General features: G+C 72.4%; 17 protein-coding genes. 7 read left to right on the forward strand and 10 right to left on the reverse strand.

Going from position 1 to position 20,225, the window contains the following annotated elements:
* The first annotated feature begins 55 nt into the window (after positions 1-55).
* Together ABZ463_RS03015 and ABZ463_RS03020 are read left to right on the forward strand one after the other, a co-directional pair.
* Positions 56-2,116, forward strand: coding sequence for a histidine kinase (locus tag ABZ463_RS03015; RefSeq protein ID WP_362772352.1), 2,061 nt, complete (start codon positions 56-58; stop codon positions 2,114-2,116).
* Complete coding sequence (locus ABZ463_RS03020; RefSeq protein WP_362772355.1) at positions 2,094-2,735, forward strand: response regulator transcription factor; 642 nt, start codon at positions 2,094-2,096, stop codon at positions 2,733-2,735. Before ABZ463_RS03015 ends, ABZ463_RS03020 begins: the two co-directional genes overlap by 23 nt.
* On the opposite strand, the gene ABZ463_RS03025 is transcribed toward ABZ463_RS03020, so the two are convergent.
* Positions 2,707-3,348, reverse strand: a complete 642-nt coding sequence (locus ABZ463_RS03025; RefSeq protein ID WP_362772358.1) for a hypothetical protein — start codon at positions 3,346-3,348, stop codon at positions 2,707-2,709. The genes ABZ463_RS03020 and ABZ463_RS03025 overlap by 29 nt on opposite strands.
* 174 nt (positions 3,349-3,522) lie before the next feature.
* Here ABZ463_RS03025 and ABZ463_RS03030 point away from each other — a divergent pair, with 174 nt between their 5' ends.
* Entirely contained in the window at positions 3,523-4,173 is a 651-nt protein-coding gene (locus ABZ463_RS03030) for a GNAT family protein (protein WP_362772361.1), read from the forward strand.
* On the opposite strand, the gene ABZ463_RS03035 is transcribed toward ABZ463_RS03030, so the two are convergent.
* The 7 genes from ABZ463_RS03035 to ABZ463_RS03065 form a co-directional block, all read right to left on the reverse strand.
* A complete protein-coding gene (locus ABZ463_RS03035; protein ID WP_352009823.1) occupies positions 4,154-6,112 on the reverse strand; it encodes an acetoacetate--CoA ligase in 1,959 nt (652 codons plus the stop codon). The two genes, ABZ463_RS03030 and ABZ463_RS03035, sit on opposite strands and share 20 nt — an antisense overlap.
* A gap of 107 nt (positions 6,113-6,219) precedes the next feature.
* On the reverse strand, positions 6,220-7,413 hold the full coding sequence (locus tag ABZ463_RS03040) for a S8 family serine peptidase (RefSeq protein ID WP_362772364.1): 1,194 nt from the start codon (positions 7,411-7,413) through the stop codon (positions 6,220-6,222).
* Positions 7,410-8,267: a hypothetical protein gene (locus ABZ463_RS03045; RefSeq protein ID WP_362772367.1), complete on the reverse strand. Its 858-nt coding sequence runs from the start codon at positions 8,265-8,267 to the stop codon at positions 7,410-7,412. Before ABZ463_RS03045 ends, ABZ463_RS03040 begins: the two co-directional genes overlap by 4 nt.
* A 555-nt stretch (positions 8,268-8,822) precedes the next feature.
* Positions 8,823-9,536 (reverse strand): haloacid dehalogenase-like hydrolase, encoded by a 714-nt coding sequence (locus tag ABZ463_RS03050; protein ID WP_362773267.1) that lies wholly within the window; start codon positions 9,534-9,536, stop codon positions 8,823-8,825.
* 111 nt (positions 9,537-9,647) lie between these two features.
* Complete coding sequence (locus ABZ463_RS03055) at positions 9,648-10,298, reverse strand: HAD hydrolase-like protein (RefSeq protein WP_362772370.1); 651 nt, start codon at positions 10,296-10,298, stop codon at positions 9,648-9,650.
* Between the two features lie 28 nt (positions 10,299-10,326).
* The gene (locus ABZ463_RS03060; RefSeq protein WP_362772373.1) at positions 10,327-10,833 is read right to left on the reverse strand and encodes a hypothetical protein; all 507 of its coding nucleotides are present in this window, start codon (positions 10,831-10,833) and stop codon (positions 10,327-10,329) included.
* Between the two features lie 103 nt (positions 10,834-10,936).
* The gene (locus tag ABZ463_RS03065; RefSeq protein WP_362772376.1) at positions 10,937-11,584 is read right to left on the reverse strand and encodes an HAD family phosphatase; all 648 of its coding nucleotides are present in this window, start codon (positions 11,582-11,584) and stop codon (positions 10,937-10,939) included.
* An 82-nt stretch (positions 11,585-11,666) separates the two neighbouring features.
* Here ABZ463_RS03065 and ABZ463_RS03070 point away from each other — a divergent pair, with 82 nt between their 5' ends.
* Positions 11,667-12,869 carry an acyl-CoA dehydrogenase family protein gene (locus ABZ463_RS03070; protein ID WP_362772379.1) on the forward strand — a complete coding sequence of 401 codons (1,203 nt, stop codon included), beginning with the start codon at positions 11,667-11,669 and terminating at the stop codon, positions 12,867-12,869.
* A gap of 198 nt (positions 12,870-13,067) precedes the next feature.
* Here ABZ463_RS03070 and ABZ463_RS03075 read toward each other — a convergent pair whose 3' ends face one another.
* Positions 13,068-13,676: a hypothetical protein gene (locus ABZ463_RS03075; RefSeq protein WP_362772382.1), complete on the reverse strand. Its 609-nt coding sequence runs from the start codon at positions 13,674-13,676 to the stop codon at positions 13,068-13,070.
* Positions 13,677-13,692: 16 nt separating this feature from the next.
* On the opposite strand from ABZ463_RS03075, the gene ABZ463_RS03080 reads away from it, so the two are divergent.
* From ABZ463_RS03080 to ABZ463_RS03090, 3 genes are all read left to right on the forward strand, one after another.
* The gene (locus ABZ463_RS03080; RefSeq protein WP_362772385.1) at positions 13,693-13,947 is read left to right on the forward strand and encodes a hypothetical protein; all 255 of its coding nucleotides are present in this window, start codon (positions 13,693-13,695) and stop codon (positions 13,945-13,947) included.
* Positions 13,948-14,075: 128 nt separating this feature from the next.
* Entirely contained in the window at positions 14,076-18,581 is a 4,506-nt protein-coding gene (locus ABZ463_RS03085; RefSeq protein ID WP_362772388.1) for an HAD-IC family P-type ATPase, read from the forward strand.
* Positions 18,582-18,661: 80 nt separating this feature from the next.
* Positions 18,662-18,787 carry a hypothetical protein gene (locus ABZ463_RS03090; protein ID WP_352009833.1) on the forward strand — a complete coding sequence of 42 codons (126 nt, stop codon included), beginning with the start codon at positions 18,662-18,664 and terminating at the stop codon, positions 18,785-18,787.
* Positions 18,788-18,830: 43 nt separating this feature from the next.
* On the opposite strand, the gene ABZ463_RS03095 is transcribed toward ABZ463_RS03090, so the two are convergent.
* Positions 18,831-20,147: a glycoside hydrolase family 3 protein gene (locus tag ABZ463_RS03095; protein ID WP_362772391.1), complete on the reverse strand. Its 1,317-nt coding sequence runs from the start codon at positions 20,145-20,147 to the stop codon at positions 18,831-18,833.
* Positions 20,148-20,225: the final 78 nt, after the last annotated feature.

Raw genomic sequence — 20,225 nt, forward strand, 5'->3', positions numbered from 1 at the left:
GGACAGAACACCGGTACGGTGTGGCGACCGGCTCGGAAGGCTTTCGGGAGACACGATGACCGTGCGCCTCGCGTGGGCCTGCTGCGCCCTGACGTCGCTGCTGGTCGTGGCCGCCGCCGTACTGGCCACGCGTAACGGGGTCGGCCCGCTCGGGCTCGGTCACCTGGTCTTCGTGGCCGCCTGCGCGCTCGCCGGCGGCCTGATCGGCTCGCGGCGCCCCGAGCACCCGGTCGGCCGGGCGCTGGCGCTCGGCGGCCTGTGCTTCGCCCTGATGGAGGCCTGCGGCCAGTACGCCATCCTCGGCCTGGTCACCGGCCCCCCGCTGCCGCTCGCCCGGGCAGCCGCCTGGCCGCAGACCTGGCTGTGGGTCCCGGCGAACCTGTCGATCACCCTGATCCCGATGATCTTCCCGGGCGGGACGCTCTCCTCCCCCGGCCTGCGGCGCCTGGTCCGTCTGACGCTCGCCGCCGCCGTACCGGTCATGCTGCTCAGCGCGCTCAGACCCGGTGAGAACAACCAGGTCGGCACCGGCGCCGGCACCGGGGTGGTCAACCCGCTCGGGGTCGCGGCGCTGGCCGGTCCCGCGCCGGTGGCGGAGACCGCGATGACGGCCCTCATGGCGGTGGTCTTCGTCGTCGGCGGCGCCGACCTGGTCCGCAGGGCGCTGCGCAGCTGCGGGGTGGAACGCCGCCAGATCATGTGGCTGGCCTACGCGGTCGGCGTCGAGATGCTGGTCGTCGCCGCCCGCCTGGCCGCCGGGCTGACCGACGCGGTCCCCGGGCGCATCTGGCCCGCGACCGACACCCTCTGGGAGCTCGGCTCGGCAACCACGGCGCTGCTCCCGGCCGCCGTCTGCGTCGCGATCCTGCGTCACCGGCTCTTCGACATCGACCTGGTGGTCAACAGGACCCTGGTGTACACGCTGCTGTCCGGCTGCGTGAGCGCCGGATACGTGGCCGTCGCGGCCTATCTGGGCGCGGTCTTCCCCGGCGGGGACCTGTCCGTCTCGGTGCTGGCCGCCGGGCTCGTCGCCCTCGCCTTCGCGCCGCTGCGCGGGCGGCTGCAGGGCTGGGTGAACCTGCTGATGTACGGCGAGCGGGACGACCCCTACGCGGCCCTCACCCGTCTGGGCAAACGCCTGGAGAACAGCGGGGAGCCGGACGGCGTGCTGCCCGGGGTGGCGCGCTCGGTGGCCGAGGCGCTGCGGCTGCCCTACGCGGCGGTGGAGACCTCGGCGGGCACCCGGCACGCCTTCGGCACCCCCTCCGGCACCCTGGTACGGCTGCCGCTGACCCACAACGGCGAGCGGGCGGGCGACCTCGTCCTGTCGCCCAGGCCAGGAGAGAGCGGCTTCGGCCCCCGTGACCTGCGGGTGCTGACCGACCTGGCCAGGCAGGTCGCGATCGCGGCGCACGCCGCCCGGCTGACCGCCGACCTGCGGCGCTCGCGGGAGAGGCTCGTGATGGCCAGGGAGGAGGAGCGCCGCAGGCTCAGGCGCGACCTGCACGACGGGCTCGGCCCCACGCTGGCCGCGCTGACCATGCGGGCCGAGGCCGCGTGCGACCTGGTCGAGGACGGGCCCGCCCGGCGGCTGCTCACCGAGATCGTCGCCGACGCCGAGGCCGCGGTCGCCGACGTGCGGACCCTGGTCGACGGGCTGCGCCCGCCCGCGCTCGACACCCTCGGCCTGCTCGGCGCCCTGCGCGCCCACGCCGTACGGCAGCCGCCCGGCCTGCGGGTGACCGTACGGGCCCCGGACGGGCTCGGGCCGCTGCCCGCGGCGACCGAGGTGGCCGCCTACCGCGTCGCGGCCGAGGCGCTGGCCAACGTGCGCAGGCACGCCGGGGCGTCCCAGGCGTGGCTGCGGGTCGAGGTGTCCGAGGGCACGCTCATGCTTGAGGTGTCCGACGACGGCGACGGGCTGCGGGCCGTACCCTCCGGACCTTCGGGGCCCTCCGGAACGGACGGGGTGGGGCTGGCGTCGATGCGTGAGCGGGCGCTCGAACTCGGCGGCACGTTCGCGGCCGAGGACCGTCCAGGAGGCGGGACCCTGGTCAGGGTCACGCTTCCCGCACGTGAGGGAGGGGATCACGATGATCCGGGTCCTGCTCGTTGACGACCACGCCGGGTTCCGCGCCGGGCTGCGCACACTGCTGTCCACCGCGCAGGACATCGAGGTCGCCGACGAGGTGTCCAGCGGGGAGCAGGCGCTGGCGGTGGTCGGGCGGCTGCAGCCGGACGTGGTGCTGATGGACCTGACGATGCCCGGCATGGGCGGGGTCGCGGCGACCGGGCGGCTCGTCCGCGACCACCCGCACATCCGGGTGGTCGTGCTCAGCATGTCGGACGACGACGACTCGGTGTTCGCCGCCGTGCGGGCCGGGGCCCGCGGTTACGTGCTCAAGGGCGCGCGCAGGGCGGAACTGGTCAGGGCGGTGCAGGCGGCGGCCGACGGCGAGGCCATCTTCGGCCCCGCCATCGCGGCCAGACTGGTCGGCTACTTCACCGAGCGGGAGCGCGCGTCCACCGGCCAGGGACCCGCGCTGCCCGAGCTGACCCGGCGGGAACGGGAGGTGCTCGGCCTGATGGCCGAACGCCTGACGAACCCGCAGATCGCGGCCAGGCTCGGGCTGAGCCACAAGACGGTTCGCAACCACGTCTCCGCCGTCTTCACCAAGCTCCAGGTGAACGACCGGGCCGAGGCGATCACACGGGCGAGGCGGGCGGGGCTGTGAGGCCCGCCCTCCACGCGCTGTCCGAGGCCCGCAGCACCCGCAGCGCGACCCAGCCGTAGGCGAGCAGGTGGAACAGCGCGCCGAGCGCCTGTACGGCGGGTGCCCGGTCCTGGGTCAGGAACGGCGTGAGGGTTCCGACGAGTGCGGTGACCGGCACCCACCAGGGGACGATCCTGACGGTGAGCAGGCCGACGAGCAGGACGAACAGCCCGATGTGCGTCAGGAAGCCGGGCAGCAGCATGCCGTACAGGAAGCCCCACAGCTCGCCTGCCCGGGCCGTGACCGCCTCGGCCTGCACGTCCGGCAGGGTCTGGGCCAGGGCCAGGTCGTAGAAGTCGGTGGTGAAGAGCGTGAGCGCGTGCCCGGCGCCGAGCAGTCCCAGCGCGGCGCCGACGTTCCCGGCCATCGGGGCCCGGCGGCGGAGCAGGTGGGCCAGGCCGAGGACGGCCGGGACGAGGGCCAGCGTCGCCCAGAGGAACAGCAGGCCGCTGACCTGGACGAGGTCGGGATGCTCCCGGAAGACGGCGGGGTCGTGGGTCGCGGAGGGGGGCGAGGTCAGGAAGGCGAGGAATTCGAGGACGGGCCAGGCGAGGAGGGCGGTTCCGGCGACCACCCGACGGAACGAATCCGGATTTTTCAGCATTTGCCCATCGAATCCAGGGGGTGTCCCGGGGCACATGAGCCCTCTGTCCCGGGCGACCGGGAGGAATCCCGGGCCTCGGGCCGGGCGGGGCTGCGGGTTCCAAAACGACTGGACCCGCGTGTGGCGGAACGGCAGCATCGGGGGATGCGCAACTGGCCCCTCACCGGACTACGGGTGACCACCCCACGTCTCGAACTCCGCCTGCCCTCCCTCGACGACCTCGACCGGCTCGCCGACCGCGCCGTCGAGGGGGTTCACGACCAGGGCACGATGCCCTTCATCGTGCCCTGGAGCGACGCCGAGCCGCAGGAGCGGGCTCGCAGGACCATCCAGTACCACTTCTCCCTGTGGGGCGCCTGGACCCCCGCCGAGTGGACCTGCGCGTTCGCCGTGGTCTTCGAGGGAGAGGTCGTCGGCACCCAGGCGATAGCGGCCACCGACTTCGCCGTCACCCGCGAGGTCACGAGCGGCTCCTGGCTGGGCAGGCGCTTCCACGGCAGGGGCATCGGCACCGAGATGCGCGCGGCCGTACTGCACCTGGCCTTCGAGGGTCTCGGCGCCCGCTACGCCACCTCGGGCGCGTTCGCCGACAACCACGCCTCCCTGGCGGTCTCCCGCAAGTTCGGCTACGCCGACGACGGCGTCCAGATCCACAACAGGCAGGGCGAGCCCGTGACGACCCTGCGCCTGCGCCTGGCCCGCGAGGACTGGGCAGGCGGGCTCGGGGTCGGGATCCACGGTCTCGAACCCTGCCTGCCGCTGTTCGGCGCGGCCCCTACTTCCCCGGATCGGTGACCGGGACGAAGTAGGACAGGATCTCCGGGTTGGCCATGGCGTCGAGGTTGGCCGCCTTCTCCGGGGGGACGCCGAGGAGGATCTTGCGGATCGGGACCTCCAGCTTCTTGCCGCTGAGCGTGCGGGGGATGCCGGGGACCTCGACGATCTCGTTGGGCACGTGCCTGGGGGACAGCTCCTCCTTGATCGCCCGGCGCAGCCGCATGATCAGCGAGTCGGACAGGCTCGCCCCCTCGGCCACCGTGACATAGAGCAGCAGACGCCCCTCCTGGCCGAGCTGCCCGGTGTCGATCACCAGGCTGTCGGCGATCTCCTCGAAGCGCTCGACCACCCGGTAGAACTCGCTGGTCCCCATCCGCACTCCACCCCGGTTGAGGGTGGAGTCGGAACGGCCGTAGATCACGCATCCGCCGTCAGGCAGGATCTTGATCCAGTCGCCGTGCCGCCACACCCCGGGATAGTCGGCGAAGTAGCTCTCCCGGTATCTCGTCCCGTCGGGGTCGTTCCAGAACATGACGGGCATCGACGGCATCGGCGCGGTCAGCACCAGCTCCCCGACCTCGCCGGTCACCGGACCACCCGACGGGTCGAAGGACTCGACCCTGGCCCCCAGGCACCGGCACGGGATGACCCCGGCCCTGACCGGCAGCAGCGGGACCGCCCCGACGAAGCCGGTGCACACGTCGGTGCCGCCGGAGAACGAGCCGAGCTGCACCTCGGGCATCGTGTCGTGCACCCAGGCGAAGCCCTCCGGCGGCAGCGGCGAGCCGGTCGAACCGACCCCCCGCAGCGCCCCGAGCCCCGAAGGGCGCAGGTTCGCCTTCATGGACGCCACGATGTACGGCGCTCCCGTGCCGAAGTAGGTGACACCCTCCTCGGCGGCCAGCCGCCACAGCGCGTCCGTCCCCGGGTGGGTGGCCGAGCCGTCGTACAGCACGATCGTCGAACCGGCCAGCAGGCCGCCGACGAGGTAGTTCCACATCATCCAGCCGGTCGTGGTGTACCAGAAGAAGACGTCGCCCTCCCCCAGGTCCTGGTGGAAGGAGAGCGCCTTGAGGTGTTCGAGCACCACGCCGCCGTGCCCGTGCACGATCGGCTTCGGCAGCCCCGTGGTGCCCGAGGAGTAGACGATCCACAGCGGGTGGGCGAAGGGCACCGGCTCGAAGCCGAGCGGCCCCTCCACGGCCCGCAGCTCGGACCACTCGACCGTACGGTGCCCGGCCTCCCCGCTCTCCCCGGCTTCCCGGGGCGGCGCGCCGTACAGGGGCATCCGTACCCGGGCGGCCAGGGTCGGCAGTTTGGCCGCGATGTCCTCGACCACCTGGGAGCGGTCGAACCACCTGCCGTTGTAGGCGTAGCCGTCGATCGCGACCAGCACCTTCGGCTCGATCTGGGTGAAGCGGTCGATCACGCTTGAGGCGCCGAAGTCCGGGGAGCACGAGGACCACACGGCCCCGAGGGAGGCGGTGGCGAGGAAGGCGACCAGCGTCTCGGGCACGTTCGGCGCGTAGGCGGCGACCCGGTCTCCCCGCCCGACGCCCAGCGCGGCCAGCCCGGCGCGGACCCGCGCGACCTCCCCGGCCAGCTCGCCCAGCGTGAGCGTACGGCGTGACCCCGACTCGTCGCGGAAGACCACCGCGAGCCGCCCAGGGTCGGCCTCCGCCCCGCGCAGCGCGTTCTCGGCGTAGTTCAGCGTCGATCCGGCGAACCACTCGGCCCCGGGCATCGTCCCGGACAGGACGGGCCCCGCGCCTCGCTCCCCGACCACGCCGAAGTAGTCCCAGAGCGACGCCCAGAACTCAGCCGGCGAGTCGACCGACCACTGCCACAGATCCTGGTAGTCACCGGATCTGCCGAGCCACTCCATGTAACGGGTGACCTTGGCGTCCCGCACGGTCTGGGGGGTGGGTTCCCAAAGGAGCGTACCTTCCTCAACCATGCCCCCATCCTCCCGACGGCCCACCGGAATGTCATCCCCCTCGGGCACACACTCCCCCGGCACACGGTGTGGCCCGCCCCCACGTGCCCGCCGTACCGGAGACGGTCTCAGCGGGCGGCGCGGTGACGGCGGGGCCTGCGGAACAGGAGGAAGGCGCCGACCAGGCAGAGCAGCCCGACACCGAGTCCCGTTCCGCCGATGACGAGGTAGTCGGAGTCGACGGGCGGGTGATCGACGGGCGAGCCGACCGGGCCACCGCCGAGATACCTCTTGCCGGTGTAGGCGACGGCCTTCGCCGCCGGGGGTGGTGAGTCCACGGCCTGGACCGCCGCCGCGGCGTCGACGATCCCGTGGCCGAGATACAGGGTGTAGCCCGCGGGGGGCTTCATCGCGGTCCTGGTCAGGATCTCGCGGACCTGCCTGATGGTCAGCCTGGGGTTGCGCGACAGCATCAGGGCGACCGTGCCCGAGGTCAGCGCCGCCGCCGGTGAGGTGCCGCTGCCCGGCTCGTAGCCGCCCAGGTTGCGGGCGGCGTAGATGTCGACACCGGGTGCGGCGATCGTGGTGTAGGTGTGCACCTGGGAGAACTCCGCCCGCGCGCCGTCGGGGCCCGCCGCGGCGACCCCGATCACACTGGGAAAGGCCGCCGGGTAGGACACCCTGTTGTTGGCGTCGAGGTCCATGGCGTCGGTCGATCCGCCGTTGCCCGAACTGGCCACCACCACGACGCCCTTACTGGAGGCGTAGTCGACGGCGGCGGCGGTGTCCTCCTCGTATCCCGCCCACGACCACTCGTCGGTGCCGAGGGACATCGAGATGACCTTGGCGTCGTGGTCCACCGCGTAGCGGATGCCCTTGGCCACGGCGCCGGCCCACTTGCGGCTCTCCTCCTGTCCGACCTTCTTGCTCTTCTTCGCCGACTCCTCCGCCCTCTTGCGCGCGGGGTCCTCCCGGTCCCAGATGACCCGCACGGACAGCACGCGCGCCTGCGGGGCGACAGCGAGGACGCTCGACGCCATGGCGGTGCCGTGCGCGCCCCAGTACGACCGGCCTGGCCTGGCGCCGCCGCCGACGAAGTCGGGACCGGAGGTCACGCGCCCCCTGAAGGCCGGATGGTTCGCCATCACCCCGGTGTCCAGCACGGCGACCGTGACCCCCTTGCCCTGGGCCAGGGTCTGCGCCTGCCGTACCTTCATGACCTGGAGTTCCCAGCCGTGCGGCGCCTCGGCCAGCGCGGGCGCCGCCGTACCCGCGAGGAGGGCGACGCCGAGCAGGGCGGCGGTCAACGTCCGGCGGATCATGGTCGCACCTTCTCCGCCTCGGTCTTCAGGCGCGTGGACAGCGTCTGGGCGAGACCGTACGCCGTCATCTTCCACGGCTCGCGGTCCTCCTGTTGCTTGAACCGCCCCTTCCCCCAGGGCTGCGGCACGTGTCCGGCCACCCGGCCGTCGACCGGGCCCGAGGTGACCACCACGAACAGCGTGGCGTAGGGGGCGAAGACGCTGATTCCTCCGCTTCCCGCCCGGGCGCCGTCCTTCCACCGCACGCCCGGAACGCCGAGGGCGTGCACCGCCTGCTCGACCCCGCCCTCGTCGTCCTGGGTCCGGGTGAGCACGTCGGTGAGATCGCTGCGGTCGTTCTCGTTGGGAAGGGCCAGGACGACGGCCGTGGCCGCGGTCCCGCCACCGGGGTCGAGGTAGGTGGCCCGCAGCGCCGCCACGCAGCCGTGTCTGGTCGCCGCCGCCGCGAACCGCCCGGAGAGCGCCGCCTTGCAGGAGGTCTCCTGCGAGATCGCGGCCCTGGTCCAGCCCTTCTCCACACTGACGGTCGCGTCGGGGTCGCGCACCCCGATGGAGGCGGGGAAGACCGTCTCGACGGGCACGTTGCGCCACAGGTTGCGCATGTACTCCTTGCTGATGACCTTCTGCTCGCTGTTGGCGACCGCACGGGCAACGATCGTGCCGCCGCCCAGCGCCACCACCAGCCCGATCCCGGCGACGAGGGTCCCCGCGACGATCCGCCCGATCCCCCGCCTCGGCGCGGCCTGGGACTCCTGGGGTCCCGGCGGGTACGGCGCCTGCCCGTTCTGCGGGGGCGGCGCCGACGGCTGGGCGCCCTGGTACGGCGTACCCGGCTGTCCCTGGGGTGGGTACATCTGGGGCGCCCGCCCCTGCTGCGGATACGCCTGGTACGGATACGGCTGCTGCTGAGGGTAGGGCTGGGGCGTCGGCGCCTGCGGCTGCGGGGGCTGCTGAGGCCGCCCGTAGGGCTCCCCCTGCGGGGGATACGCCGGCCACGGTGCGCCCGGTGGTGGGTACGGCCCCGACCCCTGTCCCCCCGTAGGAGGCCGGTTAGCGGGTGGGGGATGGCTCATCGTCGCTCCCGATCATGCGTGCTGCATTCCAGGAGGGGGAAACGCCCGTTCCAACACCGCAGTTCCCACTACACCATTTATCCAAATAACCCCATACGTCGCATCCGTCACTCTGAGACATCCCCAGAGGATGGACGGCGCTCCCGTCGTGGAACCCCGGCACGCCCGGGGCGCCGACCCCTCACTCCAAGTCAGAGACGGCAGCGGTCCGTGGCCGGCAGACGAGCCCCCGAGCCGACGCAAGGGCCCGGACACGTCACCCGGCACCCACCGGTCCCCGGACGGACCGAACCGCCGCTCTCCCGCCGGGCACACCGTTCATGGGAACGAAGGCGGTCAGGCGCTGTGGACCGGGGTCGTCAGGCTCTCGACGGCGGCCACCACCGCTGAGGGGTCGGACAGGTCGGGAAGAACGACGTCGGCGCCCGCCTCCCGGAGCTCGGCCGGGAGGGAGCGGCCGGTGGCCACGGCGACCATGGAGGCTCCGGCGATCTTGGCGGCCTGGACGTCCCTGGCCGAGTCGCCGATCAGCACCGTGTTGGTCCCGTCGAACGCCGCGCCGTACTTCTGCCTGGCCCTGCCCTGGGCGACCTGGAGGAGGGTGGCCTTGGGGTAGACCTCCTCGCCGTAGCCGCCGACCTCGAAGTCGACGTACCTGTCCAGCTTGAAGGCCTTCAGCTTGTGTACGGCGTTGCTCCTGATGGTGCCGGTCAGCACCGACTGGACCGTGCCGCCGAGTCCGCCCACGGCCCTGAGCGTCTCGGCCGCGCCCCGCATCATCCGCCCCTCCCTGGCCAGCCGCCCCCGCCGGGCCGCGAACGCCTCGGCCAGGGCGTCGAGGAACCTGGGCAGGTGGGCGTCCTCGGCGACGATGTCGTTGATGGCCAGCGTCTCGAAGATGATCTCGGAGTCGGGACGGCCGTTGTGCTGGGTGAGCTTGACCAGGGGCCGTCCGGTGACCTGGCGGAAGGCGTCGGCGTACGCCTCACGGGTGAGGATGGACACGTCGACCAGGGTGAGGTCGACGTTCCAGAGAACGAGACGGCTAATCGTGGCCTCCGGGGTGGGGGTGAGGACCCGTCGGGCCCCAGAGTACGGCCGCCGCCCGCCTCACGATCACCGAACCGCCCCGCCGGGCACCCGCACGCACGAAACCGACGCTCAGGCGTGGTCGAGGGCGTCGGTGAGGGTGTCCACGACGGGGACACCGAGGGCGTGCAGGTCGGCCCGGCTGGTCATGCCGCCGGTGTAGAGGACGGCGCGCGCCCCGACGTACTGGGCCGCGTGGGCGTCGTCCACGCTGTCACCGATGACGAGCACGTTCGCCGGGTCGACACCGAGCGCCTCGATGTGGGCCGCCATCGAGGTGGCCTTGTGCCCTCCCATGGCCGGGGGCGCTCCCGAGTCGGTGCGCAGCCCGTCGATCCGGCTGAAGTGGTGGTCGATGCCGAACTCGGCGACCTTCGGCCCCAGCCGGTCGTGCGTCCACATGGACAACAGCGACTGACGGTTGCCCGTGGCGCTCCACGCCTCAAGCGCGCCCACGGCGTCGGCGGTCAGGCCGCACTCCAGCATCAGCCGGTGGTAGTGGTCGTGGAAGCCCGCGTCGAGGCGTTCCCACTCGCCGTCGTCGAGGGGGCGGCCCAGCATGCGCTCGTAGGCCGTCCAGATCGGGCGCATGTAGACCGCCCGGAAACCGTCCGCGTCGTAGGCGGCTATCCCGTACGGCTCGAACACGAGGTTCGTGGCGCCGACAACGGCGTCGATGTCGTGAAAAAGTGTGCCGTTCCAGTCCCAAACGATGTGTCTCATATCGTTCTCCAGGATAACCGCCCAGAACTCAGCCGATCAGGTCGGGAATCTCCTGGGTGGCGTACCACAGCAGTTCGTTGGCCTCGGCGCCGTCCACGGTGAAGCGGGCGTCGTCGTCACCGAGGTCCGCGGCGGGCAGCGCGGAGACGGCGGCCTCGACGTCGGACGTCGCGGCCTCCTCGTCCACGTGGACCGCGGCGATCCTGCTGAGGGGAACCGCGATCGACAGCCGTACCCGGGCGCGTTCCTCCAGGTCGGCCCCGCCGTTCACCTCGTCGTCGGGGACCTCGGCGGCGATCACCACGCGGCGGGCGGGCGCCTTGACGCCGTCGGCCCTGTCCTCGGCGATCATCCGCAGGGAGGCCCTGGCCGCCTCGGTCAGGGCGACGTACTCCAGTTCCTCGGTGTCACCCGAGGCGTACCATTCGACCAGCGCGGGAGTCACCGCGTAACCGGTCAGCGGGGCCGGGCCGAGCTCCCCGACCGTGGCCACACGGGCCAGCGCCGGGAGCGTGCACGGCAGGTAGACGCGCATCGATGCCTCGATCTGTTCTTCCGACGTGGCGCCGTCCGGCGCCGATCACCCATCGAGTGTGACAGCTCCGCCGCCCGGCCCGCGAGGTACGGCGCACCACCGGTCAGCGCAGTGGCGTCCCGAGCAGCCTTTCCAGTTCGGCGATGGTCGGCTCCGGGTCCCTGTGGTGGAGGCCGACGATACCGAGGGCCCGGGCGGCGGCGACGTTGACCTCGGCGTCGTCGACGAACACGCACTCGGGACCGGTCAGGTTCAGCGTGCCCAGGGCGTGCTCGAAGATCCCGGGCTCCGGCTTCCGCATGCCGACCTCCCCCGAGATCACCACCGCGTCGAAGACCTCCTCCCAGCCCTCACGGGGGTACTCGTTGGCCCAGGAGTTGGACAGCAGGCAGGTGCGCACTCCCGCGGCACGGGCCTCACGCAGCATGCCGTACATGGACTCGACCCGGCGGAACCCGGCGAACATCCTGGTCAGCAGGCCCTCGGCGACCGGTGGGACGCCGTCGAGTGTGACGAGCAGGGCGGCCAGGCGCCGTTCGAAGTCCGGTCCGGAGATCTCGCCGCGTTCCAGGGCGTGGACGAGGTTCTCCTCGCCGTCACGGACGCCGTCGTAGGCGCGTGCGACCAGCTCGCGCATCACCTCGTGGTAGTGGTCCGCGTCGATGCGGTCCACGGTGATCCACTCCGTGATCGCCTCGGTCATGTTCACGGTGAGCACGCCGCCCCAGTCGATCAGTACGCCTCTGAGCATTCGGCCTCCTTCGTGGAACCCGTTCCAGGTTAGGTCCGCCCTGTGCGGAGCACCGGCGAAGGGGGGTGCCAAACTGACCGCCATGGACTTCGCGCTCAGCACGAAGGCGGAGGAGTACCTCGCCGACCTGACCGATTTCATGGTGTCGTATGTCTACCCGGCCGAGCCGGTCTACCACGCCTGGCGGCAGGCCGCCGGACACGGGGACCACCGTCTGCCCCCGGTCGTCGAGGACCTCAAGGCGGAGGCCCGTTCGCGTGGCCTGTGGAACCTGTTCCTGCCCTCGGAGTCGGGGATGTCCGTTCTCGACCACGCCAGTCTCGCCGAGGTCACCGGCCGCTCCCCCGACCTGGCCCCCGAGGCGCTGAACTGCGCCGCCCCCGACACGGGCAACATGGAGTTGCTGCACACCTTCGGCTCGCCCGAGCAGCGGGCCCGCTGGCTCACCCCGCTGCTCGCGGGCGGCATCCGCTCGGCGTTCGCGATGAGCGAGCCCGCCGTGGCGTCGAGCGACGCGACGAACCTCACGACCTCCATCGTCCGCGACGGCGACGACTACGTGGTCAACGGCCGCAAGTGGTTCGTCAGCGGTGCCGCCGACCCGCGCTGCCGGGTCGTGATCGTGCTCGGCAACACCGACCCGGAGGCCCCCGCGCACCGCAGGCAGTCGACGGTGCTGGTCCCGATGGACACCCCCGGCGTCGAGGTCGTCCGCCACCTGCCGGTGTTCGGCTACCAGGAGCAACGTGGCTACTCCGAGCTCGTCCTGTCCGACGTGCGGGTGCCCGTGGCGAACCTCCTCGGTGAGGAGGGCGACGGCCTGCGTATCGCGCGGACCCGTCTCGGTCCCGGGCGTGTCCACCACTGCATGCGCGCGATCGGCATGGCCGAGCGTGCCCTTGAGCTGCTGTGCGCCCGCGCCGCGAACCGGGTGGCCTTCGGCGTGACCCTGGCCCAGCAGGGCGTCGTGCAGCAGCAGATCGCCGAGTCGCGGCTGGCCGTCGACCAGGCCAGGCTGCTGGGACTGCGGGCCGCCTGGATGATCGACACCGTGGGTGCGAAGGCCGCCTCCGCCGAGATCTCCGCCGTCAAGGCCGTCGCCCCCAGGGTGGCCTGTGAGGTGATCGACCGGGCCATCCAGGTCCACGGCGCCTTGGGGGTCTCCGACGACGTCCCGCTGGCCTCGATGTACGTCCACGCCCGCGCGATGCGCATTCTCGGCGGTCCCGACGAGGTACATCTGCGGGCCGTCGCCCGCCGTGAGCTCAAGCCTCACCTTTCCTGACATCACCACCCTTCCCTCCTTAATGTCCGATTCTTGGAACGCGACCGCGTTTCGGAGACCTGGGGTGAGGAAGGCTAAAAGAACGCCCCAGCGCCGAATAACCGCACGTGAGAGGTGTCGCCGCCGCTCGCGGGCACCATGTTGGAACGATGTTGGAACGATCCCTCGACTCCTTTGGGGAGGGGCCATGACCGTAAGTCAGACAGGTGGCACGACGCGGAGCCGTACGGCTTCGAAGTCAAGCCCATCCGCCACGCGGAAACCGGCCGCGAGGAAGAGCACCGCGACATCCTCGGCGGCGAAGACGACCACCCGGCCGAGCACCACGCAGCGGTCCTCGGCGGGCACCTCGGCCAAGTCACCGACCAGAACCTCGGCCAGAACCTCGGCCAGGACCCCGGCCAAGTCCCCGGCGACGAAGGCCTCGACCACCAGGGCCTCGACCACCAGGGCTTCGACCGCCAAGGCACCGACCACCGGGACCACAGCGACCAGGGCATCGGCCAAGTCACCCGCCAAGTCCCGCGCCAAGGCTCCGGCGAAGACCTCGACCGGCGCCTCGACCAAGTCCCCGGCGACGTCTTCGGCGGCCAAGCCCTCGACGACCTCGACGACCTCGACCGCCAAGCCCCGGGCCAGGTCTCTGGCCAAGACCTCGACCAGGGCCTCAACGAGGACATCGGCCAGGGCCTCGACAACGGGGACCACCGCGCAGCGCAGGAACACCGCCCAGCAGGCCACGACGCAGGGCTCGGCGGGAACCTCGACGCACCGGGCGAACGGCAGCGGCGGCAAGCGCGGGCTCACGGTGAACCTGCCCATGATGACCGTGAAGTTCCACGCCCCGCACCTCCACATGCCGCACGTCAACCGCCAGGAGGCGGGCCAGGCCGTGGACGCCGCCAAGTCGTTCCTGCCGCCGCCCGAGCGCATGGTCTACTACGGCGGGCTCGGCGCGCTGGCCGTCGCGGGCCTGATCGAGTGGCCGGTCGCCGCGGCCATCGGGGTCGGCACGGTGATCGCCCAGCGCGCCCGTGGGATGAGCCGCTCGGGGCGGGCCAGAGCCTCCGCGCGGTGACACGGCTGCTCCGGCGTGTTCCCGTGACCTGACCGCCAGGAAAGCACCATCCGCCGTCCGGCCCGCCCGCGCGGGCCGTACGGCTCCGTCATGGCCGTCAGGCCCGAGTGACCCGTCTGGAGAGCCGAATGTTGCTGTCACGTGTGCTCACGCTTTCCGCCGAGACGCTGTGGGAGGCCGTACCCGACGCCGTGCGCAGGGCGTTGCCTCGTCCCCGCGCGGTACGGGCGGCCCCGGGCGGCTTCCACGTGGACCTGCGCGCGATCGGCGGCCCCGGCACGGAACGGCTCGCCCGGCGGCTTGAGACGCTGTTGCTCGCGCTCGACGGGGTCGAGCGGGCCGAGGTCAACGGGGTGCTGGGCACCGTCTTCGTCGGCGGCGACGACGGAGTCGTCGACCTGAAGAGGCTGCTGTCGATCGTCGCGGAACTCGACGACGAGGACGAGTGGGAGCAGGAGGAGGACGAGGAGGCGCGGGAGGCGGAGGGCGCGGCGGAGGGCACGGCGGGGCGGGGCCCCGGACCGGCCCTGGCCAGAGTGGTCGAGCAGCGCACCCGGGCGGGTATCAGGCTGGGCGCGAGCGCCCTCGGAACGGGACTCGCGGTCGCCGGGCGGCTTGCGCACCTTCCGCCGCTGTCCCCGGTCGTCCCCGCCCTGCTGCACCTGGCCGAGTCCACCCCGGCGATCCGGACGAGACTGACCCGCCATCTCGGCCACCAGGCCACCTCCGCCCTGTTCACGACGGCGAACGTGGTCACGGGCACGCTCGCGCTCCAGCCCGTCGGGCTGCTGGTGCAGGCGGTCTCCGCCGCCGAGCGTTACGTGGAGGCCCGTGAGGCACGGCGGGCCTGGGATTCGCGCGCGCGGGAACTGGCCTCCGACGAGGGCGCCTACCGGCACGTCCGCAGGCGCAGGAGGACCAGGACCACGCCGCTTGAGCACAGTCCCGTCGAGCGGTTCGAACGACTGGCGAGCCCGGCGGCGCTCGGCGTCTCGGTGCTGACCCACGTCGTCAGCGGCAGCCGTGACCGCGGTCTCGCCATGATGATCGCCGCGACGCCCAGTGCCGCGAAGGCCGGGCGGGAGGCGTTCTCCAGCGCGGTCGGGCGCACCCTGGCCAAACGTGGCGCGGTCGTCCTCGACAGTCACGCGCTGCGCCGGATGGACGGCCTCGACACGGTCGTGCTCGACGCCGCCCTGTTCCTGACCGGCTCGTGGACGGTCGAGCGCGTCGTGCCCCTGGCCGAGGGCATCGACCCCGCCGAGCTGAACGCCCTGCTGCCCGGCCTGCTCGACGCGACCGATCCCGGCGCGCGCCGTGAGCGCGGCCACTGGGCGGCCGAACCCGCCAGGCTTCCCGCCGCCGAGGGGCGCGAGTGGCGTTCCCTGGGGCTGCGGCCGGTCCGGGTGAGCAGGCGGGGCGTGCCGGTCGCCCTGGCCGGTCTGGCGCCCGAACTCGTGTCCATCGCGGACGCGCTGGTCACCGCCCCCCAGGGCTGCTCGGTGCTGCTGGCGGGTGAGGGTGCCCGCGAGGTGGTCAGGCGGCTCGCCGTGGGAGGCGGAGGCGGGGACGGCACGCCGCCGAAGACCCTCCCGGGAGGCCACCGGCTGACGACGCGGATCCGCGCGCTCCAGGCGGAGGGCCACGGGGTCGCGGTGGTCTCCAGGCGGTCGACGTCCGCGATGGCCCAGGCCGATCTGAGCGTCGGCGTGCTCGGTGGTCCCGACGGCGTGCCGTGGGAGGCGGACGTGCTGGGCGACCTGGAGACGGCCCACCTGCTGCTGAGCTGCCTGGCCCCGGCCAGACGGGCCGGTGAGCGGTGCGTACGGCTCAGCCTGGCGACGGCGGCGGCGGGTGCGGCGCTCGCGGGTACCGGCCCCAGGACCGCCTCCGTGAGCAGGGCCCGCCTGGTCAGTGACGGTACGGCGCTGGCCGCGATCGTCGTGGGCGAGTGGACGGCCCGTGAACTGGGCAACGCGGCGCCCGCCGAGCGCGCCGACCCGACCCCCTGGCACGCCCTGCCGGTCGACGCCGTGCTGTCCAGGCTCGGTTCCTCCCTCGACGGCCTGCCCAAGTCCGAGGCCGTACGGCGCAGGCCTCCGCCGCCGCCGGGAGAGCCGGACGGCACCGACTCGCTGCTGCGCGCCTCCCTTGAGGAACTGGCCAACCCGCTGACCCCGGTGCTGGCGGCGGGGGCGGGCCTGTCCGCGATGGTGGGCTCCGTCCTGGACGGCGTGCTGATCGGCGGCGTCATGATCGTGGACGCGCTCATCGGCGGCGGGCAGCGAACGTCGGCCAACCGGGCCGTGCACCGCCTGACCGAGTCCGTCGCCGACCACGTACGGCTGCGCCGTCCCTTCTCCAAAGACGTCAAGGACCTCAAAGAGCCCAAGAAGGGCAAGAAGGCCAAGGAACCTGAGAGAGGCTCGGCGCACACGACCGAGGTGGCGACGGCGGACACGCTCGTGCCGGGAGACGTCATCGAACTGCGGGCGGGCGACGCCGTACCGGCCGACTGCCGGATCCTGTCGTCGATCGGCCTGGAGATCGACGAGGCGGGACTGACCGGTGAGTCCCTGCTGGTCCCGAAGGCGCCCGCCCCGGTGGACGCCTCCGCGGTCGCCGACCGCAGCTCGATGGTCTACCAGGGCACGACGGTCGCCGCGGGGCACGGGCTGGCCGTGGTCGTGGCGTCGGGTGAGGAGACGGAGGCGGCGCGCACCGCGCGGCTCTCGGCCGACGAGCGCCCGCAGAGCGGGGTTCACCTGCGGCTGCGGACGCTGAGCCGCAGGATCCTGCCGGTCGCGATCGGCTCCGGTGTCGTCGTGCTGGTCGCGGACCTGCTGCGGGGGCGGTCGATGCCGCAGGCGCTCGCCCTGGCGGTGAGCCTCGCGGTCGCCTCGGTGCCCGAGGGGCTGCCCTTCATCGCCTCGGCCGCCGAACTGGCCGCGGCCAGGCGATTGTCGAGCCGCGAGACCCTGGTGCCCAACCCCTCGACGATCGAGGCCCTCGGCCGGGTGAACGTGCTCTGCTTCGACAAGACGGGGACCCTGACCGAGGGGCGCATCAGCCTGCGGGTGGTCTCCGACGGGCGTTCCGAGCACTCGACGGAGCGGCTGAACGAGGAGCTACGGCGGATCGTGGCCGCCGGGTTGCGCGCGAGCCCCCGCTACGAGGACGGCAAGCCCATCGCCCACCCGACGGACCGCGCGGTGGTCGAGGGGGCGCGGCGGCTCGACGTGACGCCGCAGGAGGGGCTGGGCGTCTGGAGCCGGGTCGAGGAACTGCCCTTCGAGCCGGGACGCGGCTACCACGCGGTGCTCGGCCTCGGCCCCTCCGGGCACGTGCTGAGCGTCAAGGGCGCCCCCGAGATCGTGCTCACCGGCTGCGCGCACCTGCTGCGCGACGGCCGTACGGTCCGCATGACCGCCGCGGCGAGGAAGGGGCTTGAGGAGGAGGTCGACCGGCTCGCCCTGCAGGGTTACCGGGTGCTCGCGGTGGCCGAACGGCCCGCCTCCGACCGCCGTGACCTGGACGACTCCCGGGTCGACGAGCTGACCTTCCTGGGGTTCCTGTGCCTGGCCGACCCGGTCAGGCCTACGGCGGCCGAGAGCGTCGGCCGCCTGACGAGGGCGGGCGTCAGGATCGTCATGATCACCGGTGACCATCCGAGCACCGCGGCGGCGATCGCCGCCGAGCTCGACCTGCTGGACGGCGGGCGGGTGATGACCGGCCCCGAGCTGGACGAGATGGACGACGCGACCCTGGTCGAGCGGCTTCCCGGGGTGGCGGTCTTCGCCAGGACGACCCCCGCGCACAAGGTCAGGATCGTCAGCTGCCTGCGCCGGGCGGGGAAGGTCGTCGCGGTGACCGGAGACGGGGCCAACGACGCCCCGGCCATCCGCGCCGCCGACGTCGGGATCGCCCTGGGCTCCCGCGCCACCCCGGCGGCCAGGACCGCGGCCGACGTCGTGGTGACCGACGACCGCATCGAGACGATCGTGGACGCGTTCATCGAGGGCAGGGCCATGTGGAGCTCGGTCCGCGACGCCCTGAGCATCCTGCTCGGCGGCAACGTCGGGGAGATCGTCTTCGCGGTCGGCTCGAACCTGCTCACCGGCGGCAGCGTGCTGAACGCCCGCCAGTTGCTGCTGGTCAACCTGCTGACCGACATGCTGCCCGCGATGGCGGTCGCGGTCAGGCCTCCGGCGGCGACCAGCCCGGAGCGGCTGCTGGCCGAGGGTCCTGAGGCGTCCCTGGGCGCCTCGCTGACCCGGGACATCTACCTGCGCGCCACGACGACGGCCGGGGCGGCGTCGATGGCCTGGCTGGTCGGGCGGGTGACGGGCACGCGGGGACGGGCGAACACGATCGCGCTGGTCGCCCTGATCTCCACGCAGCTGTTCCAGACCCTGGCCAGCGGCGGCCGGGACCGGGTGGTCCTGCTGGCCGTGATCGCCTCGATGGGCGTCCTGGCGGCCAGTGTCTCCGTCCCCGTGATCTGCCTGTTCTTCGGCTGCCGGCCGCTGGGACCTGTGGGATGGGGCATCGCCCTGGGCAGCTCCCTGGCGGCCACACTGGCCGGAACGGCGTTCGAGCGGTGGACCCGCGATCCTTCACCGTCTGTTCATTAAAAGGAAACCTCAAAGTATTGATTTGTGGCGCTATGTCGGCAATTATCCCCGAAGTAGCGTTTCAGTGATTTGAGGTAGACATGTCCGGATTCTTGAGCTCGGTCGTCGCCAAGGCCGTGGCTCTTCTGCTCGAAGCCCTCATCATGCGCATCGTGCAGTCGCTCACCCTCGCCATGATCCGTCGCGGCGGCCTCCTGCCCGTCTGACCCCGACCCTCACGGACCCGCCGACGGGCCCCTCAGGGGACCCTCAGCGGGCCCGGCTGTTGATGAGCCGGGCGACCTTGCGGTGCTCGGGTGAACGCAGCACCCGCTCGGCCTCGTCCGGGTCGGCGACCGGCGCCTTCACCAGCAGGCCCCGGTTGAACTTCAGCTTCAGCAGCCGCCGTACCGACTGGTCGAGCCGCGCCCTGGAGATCTTCCCCGACTTCACCGCGGTCAGCACCCCGTCGTAGGCCGCCGAGTAGTTGGGCGGCATCAGAAGCAGGTCCGCCCCCGCCTGTACGGCCCGCACCGCCACCTGGGCGTCGCCGTACTTCTTGCGCACCCCGGCCATGTCCAGCGCGTCGGTCGAGACAACGCCGTCGAAGCCGAGCTTGTCACGCAGCAGGCCGGTCAGGATCGGCTTGGACAGGGTGGCCGGGTCGCCCGACGGGTCGAGCTTGGGCATGACCACGTGGGCGCTCATGATCGCGTCGACGTCCGCACCGATCGCGGCGGCGAACGGCGGGGCGTCCAGCTTCTCCCACTGGGCCCGGGAGTGCTGGATGACCGGCAGCCCGGTGTGGCTGTCCACGTTGGTGTCGCCGTGCCCGGGGAAGTGCTTGGCCGTCGAGGCGACGCCCGCGTCGTGGAAGCCCTGGACCGCGGCGGCGACCATGGGCGAGACCTTCTTCGGGTCCGAGCCGTAGGCGCGGGGACCGATCACCGGGTTGCGCGGGTTGATGTTCACGTCGGCGACCGGGGCGAAGTCGAGGTTGATGCCCAGCGCCTTCAGCTCGGCGCCGGTCACCTTGGCGGCCCTGCGCGCCAGCGACGGGTCGCCGGTCGAGCCGATGACCGAGGCCCCCGGCATGTCGGTGACCAGCGGCGCCAGGCGGGACACCCGGCCGTTCTCCTGGTCGGCGCCGACGAGCAGCGGAATCCTCGGGGAGGCCTTCTGCAGCCCGTTGGTGAGCGCGACGACCTGCCGGACGCCCTTGACGTTGTTCGCCCAGGGGAACAGGATCACCCCGCCGGGACGGTACTTCTCGATCACCTTCGCCGGGGTGTCCACCCCGTAGCGGGCGCGGTTCTCCGGCGAGGAGGTGTCGGCGGCCGGGCCGTACAGAACCGGCATGAAGAGCTGGCCGACCTTCTCCTCCAGGCTCATCTTCCGCAGCACGGCCTCGACCTGGGCGGGAGAGCCCGCAGGAGGGGCCGTGGACGGCTCAGGCGAGGACGCGGAGGGAGATGCCACCGAGGGTGAGGCCGCCTGGGCCGAGGCGCTCCCGGCCTGGCTCTCCGCCGCCCTGACAGGCGCCGAGGCCCCCGTCGCGGCACATCCGGCCACCATCGTCGCGATCACTGCGAGACCAGTCGTGCGAATACACCGAACCATGGGTTCCACGCTATCCGCGTCACGGACTCCGACACGCCGCGCCTC

It is taken from the genome of Streptosporangium sp. NPDC020145, from assembly GCF_040631275.1.
In the GTDB taxonomy this organism is placed as follows: domain Bacteria; phylum Actinomycetota; class Actinomycetes; order Streptosporangiales; family Streptosporangiaceae; genus Streptosporangium.